23 protein-coding genes are annotated in these 21,164 nt (G+C 33.1%); 1 reads left to right on the plus strand and 22 read right to left on the minus strand.

The genetic code is table 11. From position 1 onward, the window contains the following. Positions 1-3 precede the first annotated feature (3 nt). The 16 genes from EV145_RS18705 to EV145_RS18785 form a co-directional block, all read right to left on the minus strand. Positions 4-1,515: a helix-hairpin-helix domain-containing protein gene (locus tag EV145_RS18705; RefSeq protein WP_133526718.1), complete on the minus strand. Its 1,512-nt coding sequence runs from the start codon at positions 1,513-1,515 to the stop codon at positions 4-6. A 3-nt stretch (positions 1,516-1,518) separates the two neighbouring features. Continuing rightward, entirely contained in the window at positions 1,519-2,919 is a 1,401-nt protein-coding gene (locus tag EV145_RS18710; RefSeq protein ID WP_133526719.1) for a PP2C family serine/threonine-protein phosphatase, read from the minus strand. A 2-nt stretch (positions 2,920-2,921) separates the two neighbouring features. Further along, positions 2,922-3,974 carry a TerY-C metal binding domain-containing protein gene (locus EV145_RS18715; RefSeq protein WP_133526720.1) on the minus strand — a complete coding sequence of 351 codons (1,053 nt, stop codon included), beginning with the start codon at positions 3,972-3,974 and terminating at the stop codon, positions 2,922-2,924. A gap of 252 nt (positions 3,975-4,226) precedes the next feature. Further along, complete coding sequence (locus EV145_RS18725) at positions 4,227-4,712, minus strand: hypothetical protein (protein WP_133526722.1); 486 nt, start codon at positions 4,710-4,712, stop codon at positions 4,227-4,229. A gap of 2 nt (positions 4,713-4,714) precedes the next feature. Next, entirely contained in the window at positions 4,715-5,350 is a 636-nt protein-coding gene (locus EV145_RS18730; RefSeq protein ID WP_133526723.1) for a vWA domain-containing protein, read from the minus strand. Between the two features lie 154 nt (positions 5,351-5,504). Next, complete coding sequence (locus EV145_RS18735; RefSeq protein WP_133526724.1) at positions 5,505-6,143, minus strand: vWA domain-containing protein; 639 nt, start codon at positions 6,141-6,143, stop codon at positions 5,505-5,507. A 12-nt stretch (positions 6,144-6,155) separates the two neighbouring features. Then, a complete protein-coding gene (locus EV145_RS18740) occupies positions 6,156-6,569 on the minus strand; it encodes a hypothetical protein (protein WP_133526725.1) in 414 nt (137 codons plus the stop codon). Next, positions 6,569-7,228 carry a TerD family protein gene (locus EV145_RS18745; protein WP_133526726.1) on the minus strand — a complete coding sequence of 220 codons (660 nt, stop codon included), beginning with the start codon at positions 7,226-7,228 and terminating at the stop codon, positions 6,569-6,571. Before EV145_RS18745 ends, EV145_RS18740 begins: the two co-directional genes overlap by 1 nt. Before the next feature lie 21 nt (positions 7,229-7,249). Then, on the minus strand, positions 7,250-7,801 hold the full coding sequence (locus EV145_RS18750) for a TerD family protein (RefSeq protein WP_133526727.1): 552 nt from the start codon (positions 7,799-7,801) through the stop codon (positions 7,250-7,252). Between the two features lie 14 nt (positions 7,802-7,815). Next, a complete protein-coding gene (locus tag EV145_RS18755) occupies positions 7,816-8,781 on the minus strand; it encodes a hypothetical protein (protein WP_133526728.1) in 966 nt (321 codons plus the stop codon). Positions 8,782-8,800: 19 nt separating this feature from the next. Then, a complete protein-coding gene (locus EV145_RS18760; protein ID WP_133526729.1) occupies positions 8,801-9,889 on the minus strand; it encodes a toxic anion resistance protein in 1,089 nt (362 codons plus the stop codon). 9 nt (positions 9,890-9,898) lie between these two features. Then, the gene (locus tag EV145_RS18765) at positions 9,899-10,507 is read right to left on the minus strand and encodes a TerD family protein (protein WP_133526730.1); all 609 of its coding nucleotides are present in this window, start codon (positions 10,505-10,507) and stop codon (positions 9,899-9,901) included. Positions 10,508-10,512: 5 nt separating this feature from the next. Continuing rightward, positions 10,513-11,067 carry a TerD family protein gene (locus tag EV145_RS18770; protein ID WP_133526731.1) on the minus strand — a complete coding sequence of 185 codons (555 nt, stop codon included), beginning with the start codon at positions 11,065-11,067 and terminating at the stop codon, positions 10,513-10,515. Positions 11,068-11,069: 2 nt separating this feature from the next. Then, positions 11,070-11,876 carry a phosphoribosyltransferase family protein gene (locus EV145_RS18775; protein WP_133526732.1) on the minus strand — a complete coding sequence of 269 codons (807 nt, stop codon included), beginning with the start codon at positions 11,874-11,876 and terminating at the stop codon, positions 11,070-11,072. Between the two features lie 2 nt (positions 11,877-11,878). After that, a complete protein-coding gene (locus EV145_RS18780) occupies positions 11,879-12,544 on the minus strand; it encodes an HAD family hydrolase (RefSeq protein WP_133526733.1) in 666 nt (221 codons plus the stop codon). Between the two features lie 48 nt (positions 12,545-12,592). Beyond that, the gene (locus tag EV145_RS18785; RefSeq protein ID WP_133526734.1) at positions 12,593-13,168 is read right to left on the minus strand and encodes a TerD family protein; all 576 of its coding nucleotides are present in this window, start codon (positions 13,166-13,168) and stop codon (positions 12,593-12,595) included. A 350-nt stretch (positions 13,169-13,518) separates the two neighbouring features. Here EV145_RS18785 and EV145_RS18790 point away from each other — a divergent pair, with 350 nt between their 5' ends. Next, positions 13,519-13,902, plus strand: coding sequence for a DUF983 domain-containing protein (locus EV145_RS18790; protein ID WP_133526735.1), 384 nt, complete (start codon positions 13,519-13,521; stop codon positions 13,900-13,902). On the opposite strand, the gene EV145_RS18795 is transcribed toward EV145_RS18790, so the two are convergent. The 6 genes from EV145_RS18795 to gldK form a co-directional block, all read right to left on the minus strand. Then, positions 13,868-14,956 carry an NAD(P)/FAD-dependent oxidoreductase gene (locus EV145_RS18795; protein ID WP_133526736.1) on the minus strand — a complete coding sequence of 363 codons (1,089 nt, stop codon included), beginning with the start codon at positions 14,954-14,956 and terminating at the stop codon, positions 13,868-13,870. The two genes, EV145_RS18790 and EV145_RS18795, sit on opposite strands and share 35 nt — an antisense overlap. Before the next feature lie 74 nt (positions 14,957-15,030). Beyond that, the gene (gene gldN, locus EV145_RS18800) at positions 15,031-16,023 is read right to left on the minus strand and encodes a gliding motility protein GldN (RefSeq protein ID WP_133526737.1); all 993 of its coding nucleotides are present in this window, start codon (positions 16,021-16,023) and stop codon (positions 15,031-15,033) included. Positions 16,024-16,189: 166 nt separating this feature from the next. After that, entirely contained in the window at positions 16,190-17,179 is a 990-nt protein-coding gene (gldN, locus tag EV145_RS18805; protein ID WP_133526783.1) for a gliding motility protein GldN, read from the minus strand. Between the two features lie 45 nt (positions 17,180-17,224). Next, entirely contained in the window at positions 17,225-18,769 is a 1,545-nt protein-coding gene (gene gldM / locus EV145_RS18810; protein WP_133526738.1) for a gliding motility protein GldM, read from the minus strand. A 52-nt stretch (positions 18,770-18,821) separates the two neighbouring features. After that, positions 18,822-19,469: a gliding motility protein GldL gene (gene gldL, locus EV145_RS18815; protein WP_133526739.1), complete on the minus strand. Its 648-nt coding sequence runs from the start codon at positions 19,467-19,469 to the stop codon at positions 18,822-18,824. Between the two features lie 57 nt (positions 19,470-19,526). Then, the gene (gene gldK / locus EV145_RS18820; protein ID WP_133526740.1) at positions 19,527-20,927 is read right to left on the minus strand and encodes a gliding motility lipoprotein GldK; all 1,401 of its coding nucleotides are present in this window, start codon (positions 20,925-20,927) and stop codon (positions 19,527-19,529) included. Between the last annotated feature and the right edge of the window lie 237 nt (positions 20,928-21,164).

The raw sequence follows: 21,164 nt of genomic DNA on the forward strand, positions 1-21,164 counted from the left end.
AAATTATTTATTGGCCATTGTTATCATTATTACTCTGCCTCCTTCTTCTTTTGAAAGGAGTATTTTTTTGCCGTCTGTGAGTTCAATCATTGTTCCTATTGGAACTTCTTGATCTTCTGTCAAATCTTTTAATGATGTCAATTTTTGATTCACAAAAACCCATTTATCATTATAAAAAGTAAAGTATCCAACTGGCACTTTTTGCTCCGGCGAAAGCTTTTCATTTCGGACAATATTACGATTAACATGCCACTGAAACAAATATTGATCGTTATAAACCATTAATCTATGATTTTCGGGTTTCCAGACCGTGTCCTGATATTGATAATACAGGTCTAAAACAGGAAGCGTGCCTCTGTGCGCTGTATTACAAAATGGGCATCTAGGGGTATTTGTATTATCAAAAACATACCATTTTTGCTCACAGGAAATATTGTGGCATTTTTGCATTAAATCTGTCGTTTTTAATAGTGCAATTTCCCATTCTTCAGCTGTTGGGCGCTGCATCGGGTTATGAAGACCGTCTATAAAAACTTTATCAAATAAGGTCTTTAAATAAGGTCCCGTAATCGTGTACGGCAATTTATCAATATCTGCCCATGGCAAATCCCATTTAGAAACCTGATTGAGTTTTGGTCTGTTTGTTGCATCTGTTGGATGTTCAATAAACATGGCCTTCTCTCCCATCGACAATAAATCATCTTTTTCGGTATCGAGATCGTGCACCTTTCCTCCTTTTAATGGATGCCTGTGCAATAAAAACATATAAATTAAAACTGGCAAAGCATGCAAATCTGTCAATCGATTTGGCAATTTCCTGTTTGGATCGGTTTTGCTCAGGTGTTTTGTTGAAAGTACTTCGGGCGCGATAAACTCAGCGGTTCCAATTACTTCGGCAGGAAATAATCCGGGAACAACTAATCCGTCCAAATCGATCATACAAGCTGATTTCTGAATAGGATCAATAAGCACATTATTATAAGACAAATCAGAATGTGCCAATCCCATAGCATGCATTTTTTTCACGCCACGGCTTAAATTCACACAAACCTGAAAATAACTCAACCAATCTCCTAATTCAGACTTGGCAACACGAAGCGGAAAAAGCGGATTTCTGAATTTAGAACCTGCAAACCATTTTCCGTTTTTCTCTTTTCCTTGAATCAAGTCACTGGTTTCATATCCTTTTCTAAAAAAGAATTTAGAATCATAAATTGGAACAATAATTCCCGTAAGGCCATTATATTCAATAACATCTGTTGGCCATCGGTAAACTTCATTTAAATAATAATCTCCGGCATCTCCATTTTGAATTTGAGCCAAATATTTATTAGTGATTCTCTGAAGTCTTTCTTTTTGATTAAAATCTAATTTATCTCTAAAAATAGCTACAACATATTTTCTGTCAGGACTAAAATAAACATCCTTTACACCACCGCGCATAGGTTCGCCATTATCAACAAACTGATAGCTTTTTAAAGGATCGTTAATAGACTTTACTGTTTTAGTACTCATACCTTAATAAATTATAGCAAGTGTTCTGTCATCGTGATTTCCTGGGCTCCAAAAATCCATCCAGTTCGAAAGCTGATTGGCAATTTCAGTATTTTTTTTATCAAAATCAACCTGGATACCATCTTCATTTTTTCCTTGCAAATCTTCAAAAAACTCGCTCCATTTTTCTATTTTTTCCAAATTTGCTTCAACAACAAATTTAGGATCATAAATTCCGTCAGTCATCAGCACCAAATAAGAGAAATCTTCAACTAATTTAAAACCAAAACGCGACGGAAATTTTTCGTTATGAAAAATTTCAGGCATCGTTATAAAACGTGTTCCTCCTCCAAAATCACCAACATCAAGCCAATTCATCAATGTAATTTCAGATCCACTTTTATTTACTAAACCAATAGGACAATCTCCAATTCCAAAAGTCAATACAGCATAACCAAACTCATATTTTTTGACCAATGCAAAAATTAAAGTCGCATGGAGATTTTTAAGTTCGGTTTCATTTTTAACAGCAAAATCTTCCAATTTTTGATGTGCAAAATGAGCCGCTTTTGAAAGATTATCATAAACAAAATGGCTTATTTTTTTTGATATTTCGCTATCTGCTTTTTGATAATAATCTGACACGATTTTATCAAATATATTTTCAGTTTTAAAATTTTCCTCCAGATAATCAACAACTGCATTGCAGGCTAATTTTGAACCCATTCTGGATAAACTTGCAGAACCTGCACCATCAGAAACAGCCAGAACGCTCCAGCCAGTACTTGCAAAATTTTTGAAAGCGAAATCATCTTCTCTAAAAGATCCAACATTTGCATGGCTTCGGCCTCTTTTAGATGCTATTACAATATTTTTATCCAAAAAAGTACCTGAAACTGCTTCATTATCTGTTTTCCAAAAAGGAGCATTTTTATCGCTTTCAAGATTTTTCCATAATGATTTTGGATCCGGATTTATAATAAGTGTCAGTACTTTTTCATTTAAAACAGCATCTTCAGGCTCTTCCTCAATTCTGAATTCAATTTTTATTTTTAAATCACCACTTATTTCAGGAATTCCGATTAATTCATCATTTTCATTAAATGTCAGACCAGTTCCTTCTAAACCTTTGACTTCAAAAGAAACAATATCATTCCAACCCAATTTTTCGAAATCAATTTTTGCCTGATATTTTTTGTTTACTGTCCCATTTGGAATAGAAACTGACTGCATTATAATATCATCAATTCTAGTTTTTAACTTCCAATTCTGCATAATCAATTTTTGGTTTTCCTGAATTATTTTTACTGCATTAATATTTTCTTCATCGGCAATAAACTGCTCAAAAAAAGCCTGTTTATTGGATGTAACATCTATTTTATGCTGTGATAAAAAAGACTGCAGGTATCTTTTTGTGTGTTCCATTTTTATCCCTGCGTTCTGTTGACGTCAAAGCCTCCTTCTCCACAGCCATAACTTCCTTGATTGCCACACCACGGACATGTACTTATATTTTCGTCGCCAATACAATGAATTTTACTGCAGACACAAACTGCAAATGCAACTTGATTACCGCAACAAGGGCAATTTGGACCACCAATAAGCTCATCTGTATTTACTTTGTTGCTGAAATTGCTAGAATCTGCCAATTCAAAATAAGAATTATCTACCTGATAAGCACCTACAAGCCTATAATTTTTAGAAGCCAATTCAATTCCGGCATAAATTGATTCGGCAAATGTTTTACGGTATTTCATTAAATAGGGCCTTTTGGTATTTTGGCATTTACCATTCAGAACCACAAAATTATCATCGACATATTGACGGTTTGGCTCTTCTTTAGTAAGGTCTATTTTTGAAAGCGTTTCACCATCTAATTTTGCTAATTCAAAACCGCTGGCATTATTTTCAACACTTATACTGCTTGTTTTAATCGAATCGGTTACCCATTTAAAAAACTCTTTGTACGATTGTACGTTTGTATTTTTAAAATGCAGGACATTATCTGTCAGCTCTCCCAATAATTTTGTATCTGTTTCATTACCAAATGAAACAGCAATTAAATTGGCTGTTTTCTGCCAGTTCTGTTTCCATTCGGCAATTGCGGCACGGCTATCATCAGTAGGGACACCGTCTGTAAATAGAAAAACTATTGGCTTCCAGTCACCTTTTACCTCATAAGTTGTTTTAACGATATTAGTCCTTAATTCATGCATTAAATGACCTAAACCTTTACTCAATGATGTTCCGCTTCCAATTGGAAATTTTGGAGGATAAAAACTCACAATTTCCTGCAAAGGTACTAGAGTTCTTGGCTGACCAGCAAAAACGATAATGGAAACAAAAACGGTTTCAAGCGCATACGGATCGGCTTTTAAAGCCTGAATAATTGTAGCTAAACCTTCTTCAACCTGTTGAATTGGTTCTCCAACCATTGATTCAGAAATATCGATTAAGAAATATATCGGTAGTCTTCTCATTTTAAAGGAAATTTAATAACATTAAAAAAATAATTAAAAGCAAAACCTGTGTCATATCAACCGCTAAACCAACTCCAACCTGAAAAGGCTTTACTATTGTTTTCAAGGAATTAAATATGGGCGAAAAAATACTATTGAAAAAATCAAAAATACTTCGGTACTGCGAATTTAATTTGTCTTTATAAGGCAATAATTTTGAATATAAAAACAGCCCAATAATTAGAATCTGAATAAAAATTTTAAGTATATGCATTATGAAATTGCTTTAATTAGTTCATTTGCTATTTCTTCAAAAACCTGCTTTTCATCAGCGTTTAATTTTTGCGATCCATATACCGAAATACCATTATTTACTGTCATATAATTGATCGAAAAAGAAGCTCCATAACATTTATTGCTGCCCTTAAACGGAATTGAATGTCTTACTTTGATGTACATGCAATTTTTACGTATCAAGGCGTCGTCAATATAAAAATCACTCTGTACGTACTTATTAAGCAATGTAAGTCTGGCTTTTTCAAGCGAAAAATTAAAGGCTTCTCCAGTTTTCAAACAAATGTTCAAACTGTCGATATTCATGTTTTCTAATTTTTCCTCCGGCGTAAATTTGTGAACAACTTCGTGAGTAGTAGTAGAACCATAAGAACTTCTGTTGCTGCTGTATGACGAATTATCGGCTTTTTGCACAATATGTATAATTATACCAACAATAGAAATTATAAATGAAAGTACTTCCATAATTAAATCACAACCGTTATTTCGCTTGGTGGTGGAGGTAATGTTACGCTCTCTCCAGTTCCTTGACTTTTATTGCCGTGTTCGATGGTTTCAGAAACCCATTTAAAAAATTGTTTCAGTGTAGAACTATCAGCTGAAGCCAAATGAACAACATTGTCTGTCAATTCTTTTAAAATTTCATCATTTGCCATATGTCCAGCCGCACAACCTACAACTGCTCCAAAATCCAGGTTTCTAATCTCACGCGTTTTCTCTCTATAAAGCTGAATGTCGGACGGTTTTCCGTCTGTAAAAACAAAAAGCAAAGGTTTCCAGTCTCCTTTTTGAGTTGCCGAGCCTTTAATAACTTCTTTTTTTACTTTTTGAATTACAAAATCCAGACCCGCTCCGGTATTTGTTGGGCCGCTTTGAGGACAGGTAATTTCTGGAAGCTGAAAATGAACAAGCTCAGTCAGAGGTACAATTTCTTTTACTTCTCTGTCATATGTTATAATGCTAATCCATAAGGAATCTAGTGCCTGAGCATCTGAACGCAATGTATTGATCATACCGCTTAAAGCATTATTCAGCGCCTCAATTGGCTCACCGTACATAGAACCTGAAGTATCTAGCAAAAAATATACTGGTAGTCTTCTCATATTATTTTTTAAAAATAGTAAAACAATGAAATTCCTGATTCTGGTTTTAGAAAGTAAATGACATACAAATTTTGAAAGTACATTTTAATAAAAATGCAATCCTACAAAGTTTGTTTAATTTTAAAAAACGGAAAGAAGCTCAGCCTCCATCTGTTTAAACTACAATATTTAACTCAGATGGCGGCGGAGGCAAATCTTTAAAATTTGTAAACTCTTTACCTAAATCTTCGATTTTTGTCGAAGTTACTCCAATCGAAGCGGTTACCCATTGAAAAAACTTTCCAATACTTGCACTATCTGCTGAATCAAGACTAACTACATTATCTGTAATTTGTTTTAATACGTTTGTATCTGCGTTTCCTCCCGCTGCACAAGCAACCGTATAAGCCGTTTTAACTTTTTTAAATTCGGCCAGACCGCTTTCCCAGCTGTCTGTTGGCACGCCATCAGTCATTATAAAAACTAATGGTTTCCAATCTCCTTTTTGTTCTGTTGTTGTTTTTGCAACTTCAGATTCAATTTTTTGAGCTGTTAATCTTAGTGCATCGCCTAGCGCAGTTACACCAGTTGCTCTAAGATCAACCATTTGAAAAGAGGCTAAATCTGTTAACGGAATAATTTGCTGTGCTGCTGTATCAAAAGTAATCACACTTAAAAAAGCAGTTTCGATTGCCTGCGGATTCTGACGCAGGGAACTGATCATCATCTGAACGCCGTTTTTAACGGCTTCGATAGGTTCGCCAGTCATTGAACCCGATGTGTCTAATAGCAAGTAAACAGGCAGTCTTCTCATGATTATAATGTTTTATACAGGAATATTATAAGTTGGCGTTTCAGAAGCAGTGCTTCCGTTATTAGAACTTTCAACTCCATTAATATTATAAGTATTTGTATTGGCTTCAGGATCATGCTGTGTCAAGTGTCCCATAACTGCGTGAGTCAAATCTTTTCCGCCTGTTATATGATGATACGCAGATCCTATTGTATAAATTGGTCCCCATGGAATTCCCCACCAGCCAACAAATAAATTCAGGATTACATATCCGTAAGAATATTTGAATGTATTTTCATCTGGTCTGATAAAATAAATATCAGAACTTCTTTTCAAAGTCATTAAAATAAATGAAACTGTGTATGGAAATACAACAAATTTACCGCCCTGCTGCACTAGGTCTCGAACCTGCGAAACTCTTAGTCCTTCAATATTTTTGATTTCCATTATAGGTACGATTTTACGATTTTATGAATTGTCTGTCCTAAAAATGTGTCATCTGTAGGGTCACCAATTGCGCTGAATTTCCACTCGTCGTTACGCTTGTATAATTTCCCCATAATGATTGAACGTTTGTTTACATATTGACTGTCTGCAGAAACGTTGTAAGATGCAAATTCTGAAACAACTCGAGTTGGAGTTCCTTCATACATTCTAATTTTTGCATATGGAATTTGAGAGAAATCTTCTTTTCCTGCATTGTTCAAAAAGAAAAATATCTGATTTACTTTAGCATCAACTTTTGTAAGGTCAACCGTTATAATTTCATTATCCAAGCCGTCATCACCACCTTTATCTCCTGCTAAATCGTCGCCTGTATGTTTTAAAGCGTTATCTACACTCACCAGTTTACCCTTTGGCAAACCAAATTGTTGCAGTACTTCTACTCTGTAAAGTGGAGAATATAAATGATCACAAAGTTTGTTTTGGTCATCAATCAAAACACAACTTAAGTCTAAGTCAATGTCAATTACATTTTTTGATAATCCTAAAAATCCTTTTGTTTCAATTGCACCCCAGTTTACACCAACGCAGAAATTAGTTAATGATTCACCGCTTGATTTTCGCAAATCAATTTTTTGTCCTTTGGTTAAGTTAATTGCCATAGTTTTAAATAGTTATTTTAATTAGTTATATTTATTTAAGTAATCTTGCAAACCGCCTTTCATTCCTATACCAACCGCCTCAAATTTCCACTCGTTATTTCTTTTATAAATTCTTCCAAACTCTACTGCAGTTTCAATTGAGAAATCTTCATCAAGTTCATACTTCACTAATTCTGTATTTGTCTGATCCACAATTCTGATAAATGAATTTCTGATCTGACCAAAGTTTTGTCTTTTTGTATCAGCATGATGAATGGTTACCACAAATGAAATTTCATGAACATCCGGCGATATTGTTGACAAATCAATTAATATTTTTTCATCGTCTCCATCTCCTGCACCAGTCAAATTATCTCCAGTATGTGTTACTGCACCATCAGGTGATTTTAAATTATTATAATAAACGAAATGGTTGTCATTAGGAATTTTGCCATTTGCACCAACCAAAAAAACGGAAGCATCTAAATCAAATTCTGATCCTGTATTGCTAGAATTACTGTCCCAGCCAAGTCCAACTGTAAATTTTGGTGCGTCAATACTTTGTCTTTGACCTTTTTCTAAATTAATTGCCATTTTTATTTATCTTTTTAATTAATATTAATATTCAACATTGTTCTTAAAATATTGGTTTGCTCGTCTACATTTTGCAGATCTTCTAAAAAGTCAACAGACGAAATTTTATGTAAATAATCTCTCAGCACATCTTGAACATTTTCAGGAAGTGAGGTTTTTATTGTACTCATTTCTATTGCTGACAAAGCATTCTTTTCTTCTAACTGCGCAATAATTTCCGCTTTAGCCGAATTATTTTTAGAAAGGTTGATTCCTTTTGCCTTTTCTTCATCAATGAAATAAAAAGACTTTTCGTTGCCAACAAAAATGAATCTGTCGTTAGAATCTCTAAATTCGTAAACCTCAATAATTTCATTATTACATTCTAAACCACATAAAAACTTAATCTTAAAGTTTAGAATATTTAATCTTCCCAGAAGTTTTTTCTCAAACTTAGCGTATTTGTTTTCATACAGGTTCTTTTTGACATTTGTCAGCAAATCATATTCTTCAATACTTATTTCTCTGTAATATTCTGATTTGACCCTGTCAGAGAAAGACATAATATCATGCCAGTCAAAAAAACTAGTATTACCTGATTCAAAAGAATGATACAATTGTTCGATTTTTTTTGACATCAATTGCGCGTGTCCTTTTGTTCTATCTGAGAATTTTTCATCTCCAATTTCCAGCTTCATTTTTGCAATGATATCGGCATTGATATCCATTTCATCTGAAACCAGAAGATATTGTTGTTCCTTCGATTTTTTAATCTTCTGAAATAATTCAATTAGACTGTTTGTAAACTGAATATGAAACAGTTCCAGCTTATTTATATCTAAAGTCTTATTCTTTTGAAAAAGCGAATGAATGACTTTTGTTCTTACTAAAACACCAACAAAATCCTTGTGGTTAAAAAAATTGGATAACAATTTTAAAACCACAAGCTTTCTGTTACTGTCATTTATTATTTGAACATACCGTTCCTCTTCCTCTTGCATTTAAAAGAATTCTATTCTATTAGCTTATAACTCCTTTTTTTAATTCGGCTTCAAGGCTTTGTAATCCGGCATCTAACTGTCTTCTTGTTTCAGTTCCTTGTTCGTGAATTTGTTTTACCTCTGTCAACGTATCAATTAATGATTTTGTAGTCATTTTTAAAGTTTCAAGCGATACAACCGTATTTTCATTCTCTTTCGCAACCTCGATACTATTTTGTTTCAGCATTTCGGCATTTTTCTGCAGAATCGTATTTGTGGTTTCAGAAACTCTTCTTTGCACTTCAATATTTTGCTTTTGTCTTTGTAAAGCAACCGCAAGTGTCAATTGGTTTTTCCAAACTGGCATTGTAGTTGTCAAAATTGACTGTGCTTTTTCGGCAATTGAAGTGTTATTATTTTGAACAACACGAATCTGTGCCAAAGACTGAAGCATGATGAAACGTACAATTTTCATATCGGCTAAACGTTTGTCTAGACGATTGATAAAGTTTCTTTTATCTGAAATTTGATAATCCTGATATTGCGCAGGATTTCCTTCCATCACAGCCAGTTCTTCGTTCAATTCTTTAAATCGAATTTGTCCCGCAATAATGTGTTTTTCCATTTCTTTGATAAGGTTCACATTGCCATCAAACATAGTTTGAAGTGCGCTGTTATCCTTAACCGAATTGATCATTCCAGCTTTTACTTTATTACTGATTTTATCAATATTCACAGTAATTTTATCGTATTGCTGAAAAAGTTTCTTAACATCAATTACAAATTTGTTCAGAAGCGGAATTCTAGATAAAAATCTTTTAAAAGGTCCTTGATCAAGCTGGTCGACATCAACATAATTTAATTCTGTTAATAATTCATTAATCAAAGTTCCAACTTCGCCAGAATTATAAGTTCTAACGTTTGTTAAAAATGTATCACTTTGTTTTGCAATCGAATTTTGAATTTCAGCACCGTAATTGATGATTGAGTTCGCATCATTTTCATTCAGCTGATTCGAAATCGACTTAAAACTATTAATTTCTGCTTCAGAAATCGTGGTCAGATTTACATTTCCGTCCTTATCAATTAATGAAGTATTTTCTTGTGCAACCAGTTGATTTTCTGACATAATAATATCTTATAAATGATTTTGCTGAATAGTAACAATTGTTTGTTCTAATTTTTTATCGCTTGTTGGAGTTCCTACAGCGCTAAATTTCCATTCGTCATTTCTTTTATAAAATACACCAAGAACCATAGAAACACTGCCTGCAAAAGTAGCATCATTAGCCACATCAAAACGTGCAAATTCCTGACTTACTCTTGTTGGGGTTCCTTCATAAATACGAATCGAAGCAAAAGGAATATCTTTAAAATCCTGTCCTCTGAAACTATTTATAAAAAAAGCCACATAATTTGCAGATGGATTTAAGTTTGAAAAATCTAGTGTGATTACTTCGTTATCAAGTCCGTCATCACCATTTAAATCGCCAGTCAAATCGTCACCGCTATGTTTGATTGCTCTGTCGCTTGAAATTAATTTTCTAAAGTTAACTGAATCAATATGACTTTTTTTCTCATCATAAACAGCGCAGCTTGCATCTAAATCTACTGCTTCTTTTTTAGTACCAAAAAAACCTTTTTTCTCGATGGCGCCCCAGTTTACACCTACACAAATGTTTTGTAGTTTAGTACCATTGCTTTTTTCAAGATTTATACGCTGTCCTTTTTCTAAATTAATTGCCATATCTATTAGTTATATTTGTTTAAATAATCTTCTAATCCACCTTTCATTCCTACACCCATTGCTTCAAATTTCCATTGTCCATCTTTGTTGTAAATTCTTCCAAATTCAACAGCTGTTTCAATAGAAAAATCTTCTTCTAATTCGTATTTTACGATTTCAGTATTATTACTGTCATCTACAATGCGTATAAATGAATTTCTAACCTGTCCAAAGTTTTGTTTTCTGGCAACAGCATCATGAATAGTAACCACAATGCAGATTTCTTTAACTGCTGCGTTAATTTTAGTCAAATCGATTTTAACTTGTTCGTCATCACCATCTCCGTCTCCTGTCAAGTTATCTCCGGTGTGAATTACTGCTTCATCTGGTGATTTAAGATTGTTGTAAAAAACGAAATGAGAATCAGATATTATTTTTTTGTTATCTCCTAAAATAAAAACTGAAGCATCAAGATCAAAACTTGAACCTGTCGTGCTGTTATTTGTATCCCATCCTAAACCAATTGTAAATTTAGGTGCGTTAATATTCTCGCGTTGTCCTTTTTGTAAATTAATAGCCATGTTTAATCTATTTTTATAACGTTTATGTTTGTTTTGTATTCTAATATTTGATGATAATTGTTGCTGATAGCCAGGTGAAATAGGTCTTTACTTTTTTCTTCTGAAATAGAATCAATCAAAAACATAAATTGTTCTTCATTAAGACTCAAAATATATTTCACAATTCTAGTATTATACTGAAAATGATTACTGTTTATAATTGCAGCAATATCTTCAACATTTTTAACAGCAAAATAATTATAGTAATTTTCGATTTTTGGATGGATCTCTTTGTTAGTTAATTCAGCGAAATACACAAAAAGAAAATCACCCTTCACGTCATACTGATCTAAAATTCGATTAACAGTATGTTCGTGACTTCCAGTAATTTTAATATCATCAACAAAAATGCATAGTTTCCCAGCAATAAAATTGCGGTCTATATAATAAGTGTCATTAGAAATTAATTTAACTCTTTCAGCAAAATCTAAATTTCCGTAATCAGTAACATAAGTCTGATTTCTGTAAATTTTAGATTCGATGCACGCTTTTTTGCCATTTTTAAACAAAAAGCTGTTAAGTTCTTTTTTGAAATAATAACATAAAAAATTAGAGGCGGTAGGGATTGAAAGATAAGGACTTGGCAAAATAACAACTTCCTGCTCAGACAAAATCAAGTCTTTATATTGCGCAACAAAACCAGCAAACAGTTCTTTTGCAAATTTCTCAGCATAGAATTTATCGCCAAATTTAAATCTGCTGTATTCTGCCTCTTGAAAAGGGCAATTTTCACTGTCAGTAACTTTATGTAAACTAAAACTTTTATTCACTTTTATATTTTTAATAAGAAGGCATCAAATCCAAAATCTACAGCTCCGTTATAATCTGCAACTTTGTTATCGCCTACATGCAATATTTCTTTTTTTTCTATTTTTTTATAAATCTTTATTTCATCATGAACCAGCTGAAAAATTTCTTTATTTGGCTTCGAAAAACCTACTTCATCAGAATAAATCTGAAACTTAAAAAATTCCGAAAGTTCATAATATGCCAAAAGCTCTTTCAAGGTTTTTCCCTTTATAAAAGCAGTATTACTCAAAATATTGATCGTTTTATCTGCCCCGGTCATTTCCTTCATCAATTTTTTTGTGTCAGAAAAAATCAAATCCGGTTTGTACTTCATAAACAAAATTTCAGATTCAAGATAAAACTCACCCAATTTCTTGGTTTCGATCTCTTTTATATCAAGTCCAAGTGCGCCTAAAACTAAATAATAAATTTCGAATGTATCTAAATTTAATCCTGTCTTTTCGTTAATATTATTGCACAAAACATCATAATAACGCACAACTTGATTCACCTTTTCAATATCAGAATCAATTTCAAAAAAATCTCTTAATAGCGCATTTCTTTTACTTTTGAACTCTGGATTGGATTTTATTAATGTTAGCCATAAATCAAAAGATATGTGACTGTATTTTTCGTAATTTATTTTCAAATTTTAATTTTTAAAATCTTTTATTCTAACCTTTTGAAGCTATCCGGCTTATTTTATAATCTGACCTGAATAATATTTTTCAAGGAAGAATCCAAGATCTGCTCTGTAACCAATTCCCGAAGCTTCAAATCTCCATTGGTCATTTCTTTTATAAAGCCTTCCAAATTCAACTCCAGTTTCAACTGAAAAGTCTTCATCTAATTCATATTTAGCAATTTCTTGACCTGACGCGTCATCAACAATTCTGATATAAGAATTTCTTACCTGGCCAAAATTCTGTTTTCTTCTTTCAAAGTCTTCAATAGTTACCACAAAAAGCACTTCCTGAACCTCAGGGTTGATTTTATTCAAATCTACTTTAATTGCTTCATCATCACTCCCATCACTGTTGCCTCCAGTCGGATCGTCGCCGGTGTGTTCTAAAGCACCATCTGGAGAAGATAAATTATTGTAAAAAATAAAATAATCCTCCTGTAAAAGTTTTCGATTAGAATCTATCATTATAGCAGAAGCATCTAAATCAAAATCATTTCCTGTTCCTTCATTAGGATCCCATCCTAATCCAACAGTGATTCGTGACAAGCCAATATCAATTTTTTGCCCTTTTTGCAAATTTATTGCCATAATAATAATCTTTAAAAAAATTTATAACCCTACAATGATACAAAAAAGGCAATGAAGTAAAATGAGGGTTTCCGTAAAAGCCGAAAATACTTATTAACAATCCAACCCTTTTTTATTATGCAAATAAATAACGCAAGAAACTTTTTTGAACTATAACATAATTGGCGTCACAGTAATATGAATAAAAAAGTTAAAGGAAAAAATCGAAAAAAAACTCGACGCATTTTAATTGATGCTTCCAGCCTTTTCAACAGTAAAATCTTATATTTGCAATTGAACTTCTTTTTTTAGAATGTTCTTTTTGCAAATCATTTTTTTTTGATTTCAGAATTAAAAAAACGACACAAAAAATGTTTAAAAAAGGATCCAAAATAAACAGTATTTTCACCGGAAGCTGTCCAAGATGTCAAAAAGAAAGTATGTATTCAGATCAGAATCCGCTTCATTTGACAAAAGTTTTAAAAATGAATGAAAACTGCAGTCACTGCGGTCTAAAATATCAAATTGAACCTTCATTTTTTTATGGTGCAATGTATGTGAGCTACGGACTGAATGTAGCTGTTGGAATTGCTGCCTTTATTGTTTCGTTTGTCTTTTTTGGAACAACAATCGAACAATCATTTATTTCGATAGTAGTTACTTTAATCCTTTTATTTCCGTTTGTTTTAAGACTTTCCAGAAATTTATACATCAATATGTTTATTTCTTACGATCCGAAGGCTGCTCAGAAATAAGACTTTTTAAGTATCTTTTATGGAATCGCTTAATATCGGCTTCCTGAGGTATAGGAATTTCATTTTCAATGTGATCATATAAAGCCTGCGCCAAAGCAGGACCCAGCATAACGCCGCGTGTTCCAAGTCCGTTAAGAATATGCAATGATTTATGAACTTCATGAGTTCCAAGCAAAGGCCTTCTATCTGCCACTGTAGGGCGAACTCCTCCAAAGTGCCTTACAATCTCGAAATCGCAAGTAATAATTTCTTTTATTCGATCTAAAAGTTCTTGTTTGCCTTCTTCTGTAGGTGCGTCAGTTTTGTCGTGCCAATTATAAGTTGCTCCTACTTTGAATAGATTCTCTCCCATAGGCAAAATGAAAACACTTGTATTGACGATTAAATCCAGATTTAAATCCGGTGCTTTTATAATTAACAATTCTCCCTTTGTTCCATCTAAAGGCAAATAATTAAAAAATGGATTTTTATGCATTCCAAATCCTTCGGCAAAAATGATATGGCGCGCCTGAATATTTTTATATTGAATTCCAGAATCCAAAAACTCAATGTTGTTGCTGTTAAAAGATTCTTCAAGAAGTAAATTATTCTCACGCAAATACTGCTGATATTTATCTAGCAATAAAGCAGTATTGACATATCCAGTATGCAATACCTCTCCGTAATCATGTGGAGAATCGATACCTGAATATTTCTTTGTTATTAATTTAGTAGATAAAAATGGCGCTAAATTTATTTTATCTGATGCAGCAAACCAGTTATTTTGCTCTTCTATTGAGAAAAATTTTCTCAAAATTGGCATTTGAAAATTAAATTTCTCCTGCAGTTTATCTTCAACTCGATCATAAAAATCATTCATCAAAATCAATTGCTCCTTCGCATTCCAGACTTCACTGAAACGTTTCAAAATTACAGGATTATACAACCCGCCAGCCACTCTAGAGGAATGCTGTGATTGATTATCAATTAACAAAATAGATTTATTGTTCTTAAGAGCCACTTCGGCGAAAGAAATTCCGGCCAATCCAGATCCGACAATTAAATAGTCAAGCATTGTGCAGTGTATAGGTAAAATAAAAAACTCTTACAAAGATAGTAAGAGTTTGTTGTATAACTTAATTTGAAAACTTAGTAATTCCACATATCCTCTTCGAAATTTCGAATCTTCTCTTTAACTCTTTCTGATTCCAGCAATTGACCCTGTGCATTATCTTTAATATAATCTTTGATTTCACGATCGCCGTACATATTTTCTTCCTTATAAATAATTGCATTAAAACGTCGCGAATTCAATATCTGATCAAATGAAATTGAAGCCGCAGTATTCACATCATTAAAAGCTTTTGCTTCATGAAGTACGACTCGAGCATTTGGAAAGAAAACCCAAAACAACTCTATATAATCCTTTTCATCGCTGTTCATCGTATAAACGTCTGGAGTAACAGGACAAATACCAATTAGACGATATTTCAATTCACTCTGACGTTTGTCAAAGTACCAATACCCTTTTATTTTATATTGTGAAACATCTTGAGCAGTTAAATCTTGCTTTAGAATATACTCAGCAGGAACTGTTCTTGATGGTCCAACTGTCTCGTTGACATAACTAACCGATTTCTTTTTACCGGTACCAGTCACAACCTTTTTTTTCACAACACGTTCTCTATAGTCATCTGGATTTTGATTAATAAGCTCCCGTCCAGCATCAGTAGTATCAACACGAGACAATGAAGCTTCAATATCTTTCATCGTCTTCTTAGTATTGAAATAACTGTCTGTATACACTTCAGTTATTCTACCACTCCTGATTGCCTTTGTCAAAACATCATAAAGAGAGCGCCTGTCAGAGCCAATATTAGCAGTATCTACGGGGTAATAAAGCGGAAAATTGATTTTTTCATTCAAATCAATGATCTCCCAAGTAGTTTTCCCCATTAAAATATCTCTGTCTTCAACATAACCATATTCTAAAGGTTTATCATTGTCAGAGATAAGTTGGGCAGGTGTCTTAACGCCAATCTGCTGAACAGTTTTAGCGTTAAGCAAATTAGACTGTGCATAAGAAACAAAACTTCCCGCAACAGAAAACATAACGATAAAAAAATTTCTTACTTTCTTCATAATAAATAGTATAAGAAACTAAACGAAATATTCTTAAATATATTGTGCATTTTTTCTTACAAAATAAAATCGTAAAGATTTATTTAACCGTCATAAGAGTTCTAAGCAAAAAAAAACTCTTACTACAAAGGTAGTAAGAGTTTTTCTTATAATGTTATATTGGTACTTAGTAGTTCCACATATCTTGTTCGAAGTTACGAATCTTCTCTTTTACTCTTTCAGATTCTAACAACTGATTTTGAGCATTATCTTTCATGTAGTCGCTAATAGCTCTGTCTCCATAAAGATTTTCCTCTTTGTAAACAACTGCATTAAAACGTCTAGAATTCAAGATCTGATCGAATGAAATTGGCAATGCAGAGTTGTTATCGTTGAATGCTTTTGCTTCATGCAAAGCCTCTCTCGAATTTGGGAAGAAAACCCAAAACAACTCAATATAATCCTTTTCATCACTGTTCATTGTATAAACGTCTGGAGTTACAGGACAAATTCCAAGTAAACGATATTTTAATTCACTTTGACGTTTGTCAAAATACCAATATCCTTTGATTTTGTATTGTGTAACATCCTGAGCAGTTAAATCTTGCTTTAAGACATACTCTGCAGGTACAGTTCTTGAAGGAGGTACCGTTTCATCAACGTAACTAACTGATTTCTTTTTACCAGTTCCAGTAACCACTTTTTTCTTCACAACACGTGTTTTATAGTCGTCTGGATTTTGGTTGATAAGTTCTCTACCAGCATCAGTTGTATCAATACGAGATAATGATCCTTCGATGTCTTTCATAGATTTTTTAGTATTAAAATAACTATCTGTGTAAACTTCAGTTATCTTACCTTTTTTGATAGCTTTGGTTAAAACGTCATAAAGAGAACGTCTATCAGCACCAATGTTAGCTGTATCTACAGGAAAATACAATGGAAAATTGATTTTTTCATTCAAATCAATAATCTCCCAAGTTGTTTTTCCCATCAAAATATCTCTATCATCAACATAACCGTAAGCTAAAGGCTTATCATTATCTGAGATAAGTTGCGCAGGAGTTTTAAGTCCTATTTGAGCAGGTGTTTTCGCGTTAAGCAAATTAGATTGCGCGTGAGAAGCAAAACCTCCAACGATAGAAACAATAGCTATTAAAAAATTTCTTACTTTCATCATGATATCATTATAAGATATTGAACGTAGTTTTATCTACATTTATTATTGTATTTCGAAAATTACTGGAGCAGTTCTTGGCAATAAATAGCTTCCAGCTCCAACAAGTTTAGTTTTAATTTCAGAAATAGTAACCTGATCTCCTCTACCAGCTCTTGATAGTACTTGTTTACATTGTGCATTTAATTTGTTACCAGTAACAACAACTGTAGGTTGTCCAGCAATTTTCAAGTTAAATCCAACAACATCTAAACCAACTTCGAAATCAAAATCCATTAATTTCGCACCAATTGTAGCAACTTCTAAATTAGATTTAGGTCCTTTAACAACACCATAATCACCTCTAATTGTACCAGTTGGTCCAGGAATACCTTTAATTCTGAATGTTTTCTTATCTGAAACTTTATCTCCATTTGGCAATGTACCAGTAACTGAAATTGTTGTTTCAGTACCTGCACCAGGACTCATGCTATATTTACCAGGCTTACCAGCTGAACTCAATCCAGGAGCACTAGCAACTACTTTATTATCAGCAACACCAGCGAATGATACAGAGATTGGGTTAACAACACCTCTATAAACAACATTCATTTTATCAGCAGAAATAGTAGCTGAATTTGGTCTTGGAACTACAACATACTTTCCAGCGAATTTAAGCGGAATGTTTTTTCCATCTTCCAAGAAAGTAAATTGTCCGTTAATGTTTTGCTCTCCAACACCTCCAGCAGTTAATGAGATAACAGCTTGTCCGTTAACGATTTGTCCAGGACCTTGGAAAGAAGTTGGCTTAGTGTTTTCATCATAACGACCTAAAACTACCTTACCAGTAACTTTTTCACCTTGGAAGTAAGCATTTTTCTCTAATACTACAATTGCTTGGTAATTACTGTAAGAAGCAGCAGCAACCGCAGCTTTTCCTAAAGCAGCACTGTAAACATCAGATTCCGCTTTTTGAACGTCATTTTGCCAAGCAGAAAGTTTAGCTAATGAAGCAACCGCAGGGAAACCTTTAAAGTGGTAAGCTAAATATTTATCTTTTAAGCCTTCTTTGTTTTTTACATCAGAAACATCAAATTTCTTTTCAATTTCTGCAATGATCGTTCCGTATTTATTCTTTTTATCCGTCAAAGCAGCTTTCATGTCCGCTTTATACTTTTCAATTTTAGAAATGATTTCATTTCCTTTTTTAGTGTATCCTTCACCAGTAAACCAGTTGTCGATATTATCACCTTTGTCCATAGACTCGTAAGGTAATTTTCCTGTTTCTTTATCAGTTTCAAAACCTTTTAAAACATCACCTTTTAAAGAACCGATGTATCCATAAAATTCTTTTGAAATAGTTTCAACTTTATGAGCAGTAACTGCTGCATCTGCGAATTCTCCTTTTGCCTCAGCCGCTTTTTGGTCTAACGACAATAATAAACCTGCATTTGATTGTTCTGAAGACGTGTTAGCATTTTCAAATTTTTCATTCATTAATCCAAAAGCAGATAAAACTTCTTTGGACATGTTCATTGCTAACATTGCGATGAAAACCAGATACATCAGGTTAATCATCTTCTGTCTAGGGGTTAATTTTCCTCCTGCCATTTTTTTCTAATTAGTTCTTATTAATAATTTTAATATAATAGTTAAAAACTAATTATCCTTTGTTACTCATTGCAGAAAGCATACCACCGTAAACACTGTTTAAAGAAGCAATATTAGCAGTCATAGATTGCATTTGCTCTTTCAATTTAGCAGCATTGTCAGCGATTTCGCTATTAGCTTGTGCATTTCTTGAAGCACTTTCTAATTGAACTTTGTATAAACTGTTTAATGATTCCATTTGTGCAGCTGCCATAGACATTTCTTCAGCATATTTCTTTTGTCCTGCAATTGAATCAACTGTTGGAGAAATTGCTTTTGCAGCTCCTTCAAAGTTTTTGATTGAATTTCCTAAGCTTGACATTAATTCTCCATCAATTTTAGCCTCTTTCAATAATGAGTCTAATTTTTGAGAAAGCAATCCTTGAGCATCAGTTGGAGTTTCAACTTTATCCGCTTTTTTTCTAGCTTGTCCGTTTGCTAATTCAGGATAAACAAGAGTCCAATCTAACTCTTCATCAACTGGTTCGAAAGCAGAAAGCGCAAAGATTAACGCTTCTGTAACTAATCCTACAGAAAGCATTAATGTTCCTGTTAATGGCCCAATCTCAAAGTGAGTAATTTTGAATAATGCTCCAATAATTACTACTGCCGCTCCCATACCATAAGCGAAATTCATTGCTTTTTTACTTAATAATGCCATAATACTTTTTTTTAGGTTTTAAAATAGATTTGTTGGTTATTGAATTTAATTATATAATTATTTCTTTTTGCTGCTTCCAGTTACTTGAGTTCCCATGTAATCTTGTACAGTTCTGAATCCAATGTAACTTCTTGCTGAATCAGCATATTCGTGATCACGAGTACTTACTTGTAGGAAGTAAGCAACATCTTTCCAAGATCCTCCGCGAACCACTTTTCTTTGGTTGTTTCCGTCAATTACGTTAGGGTTCATTGTAGAAACATACTCGTATGCATTTGGGTTGTAAGCTGAATCCGTCCACTCTGAAACGTTTCCTGCCATATTATATAGACCGTAACCGTTTACTTCATAAGACTTAGCTTCAACAGTATATAAAGCTTCATCAGCAGCATAATCTCCTCTGCTTGGTTTGAAGTTTGCCATAAAACAACCTCTGTCGCTTTTTGTATAAGGACCTCCCCATGGGTAAGTTGCAGATTCCAGACCTCCTCTTGCAGCATACTCCCATTCTGCCTCTGTTGGTAATCTGAAAGCATTAACTAAGTCACGTCCTTTTTTCTTAGATTTGATATAACTGTTTTTGTTTAAAGTTCTCCAAGCACAGAAAGCTTTTGCTTGTTTCCAAGTAACACCAACTACAGGATAATCTCCATAAGCTTTGTGCCAGAAATAATCATTGTGCATTGGCTCATTATATGAATAAGCGAAATCTTTAATCCAAACTGTTGTATCAGGATAAACACTTACTTGTTCTGTTTTAACAAAGTCTTTTCTTTTTCCAACTTTTGCTTTTGCAGCAGCCTGAATATCCATCCAAGAATAACGGAATTTCAATTTATTTACATCAATAGTTCTTAAACCATTGTATGACTCTTCTATTGGAAGATACATAGAATCCATAACTTCAGCATAATACTCGTCTGGATAAGCTTTTGTATCTTTAATTAACTTTACTTTTTTGTTTAATTTTCTACCAGCATAAGGATCATCTTTAGTTCCTACACTATAGTAGTTATCATACATGTACTTATCGTAAGCCGTCATTTTATCTGGCTCAGAATCATTAAATGCATAATCAGCAATACTGCCACCTTTTTTTCCTTTAGCATCACCAGTAGCTTTTTGACCAGTTTCATCAGCCAAGATCGCTAAACGAACTCTCATTGTAGAGTCTTTTACCCACTCCACAAACTGACGATATTCACTGTTTGTGATCTCAGTTTCATCCATATAAAATGAACGCACAGTTACTGTTTTAGTTGGAGCATCTTCTACATTAGCTAAGTCAGCATCTGCTTTACCCATAATAAAAGATCCACCTGGAACCAAAGTCATTCCATATGGCTTTTCAGGATGCCATTTCCCTCCTGTAACACCAACTAACTCACCTTTGTCACCTGATTTACCACAGCCAATTACCAGTGTTAAAATTGCTGCAAATGCAATAAACTTCTTCATATAAATTTGGGATTATCTATTCATTATTATAGTTCGTAAACGTATTTATTATTTATCTAAAAAACAATACTAGTTGCGAAATTTATTTTACCGTTCAAAAATAATGTTAAATAAAATAAAAAAAAAATATTTTATCGATAAACTAGCATAAAAAATCGACGTAAGACATTAAATTTTATAATTTATAATTTATTTCCTACTAATATTTGTTTGATAATTTTTTAAAATTTAAAAAAA

Source organism: Flavobacterium sp. 245 (assembly GCF_004362055.1).
Taxonomy (GTDB): Bacteria; Bacteroidota; Bacteroidia; order Flavobacteriales; family Flavobacteriaceae; genus Flavobacterium.